Annotated in this window: 1 protein-coding gene; it reads left to right on the top strand. The window is 57.3% G+C overall.

Going from position 1 to position 211, the window contains the following annotated elements:
- A partial coding sequence (locus tag A6R74_RS10435; RefSeq protein ID WP_131798065.1) for a DNA cytosine methyltransferase occupies positions 1 to 211 on the top strand: 211 nt, incomplete at both ends.

The raw sequence follows: 211 nt of genomic DNA, 5'->3' as shown, positions 1-211 counted from the left end.
CGCGGCAACGCCTTTCTAACGGTTATTAATCTGGCCATTGAGATACAGCCACGCTTCCTCGTCATTGAGAACGTGCGTGGACTGCTTTCCTGCCCGATGGACCACCGGCCCCATAGCCAGCGCGGCCCCGGCTTCCCCGACCTCTCGCTGGACGAGATGAAAGGCGGAGCGCTTAATTTCTTATTGTGCCTACTGCAAAAAGCCGGTTACC

This window comes from Halomonas sp. ALS9 (assembly GCF_001651035.1).
Classification (GTDB): Bacteria; Pseudomonadota; Gammaproteobacteria; order Pseudomonadales; family Halomonadaceae; genus Vreelandella.
This window is presented reverse-complemented; position numbering and strand designations above follow the sequence as displayed.